We start from the raw sequence: 233 nt of genomic DNA on the forward strand, positions 1-233 counted from the left end.
GCCGTCCTGCCTGGCATGATCGAGCAAAGCTCAGGCGATATCATCAATATCTCGTCCACTGCCGGACAAAAAGGCGCACCGGTCACAAGCGCTTACAGCTCTTCCAAATTCGCTGTCATGGGCTTGACTGAATCCCTCGCGCTTGAAGTGCGTAAACACAATATCCGCGTCACGGCGATGACGCCGAGCACAGTCGTCACCGACCTTGCCCACGAGTCTAATTTGATCACAGG

The 233-nt window shown here is 54.9% G+C and carries 1 protein-coding gene; it reads left to right on the forward strand.

The features are described 5' to 3' along the window. Nucleotides 1-233 (forward strand): SDR family NAD(P)-dependent oxidoreductase (locus SB775_RS34150; RefSeq protein ID WP_410865728.1); only part of this gene is annotated, 233 nt, incomplete at both ends.

This window comes from Peribacillus sp. SIMBA_075 (assembly GCF_046534585.1).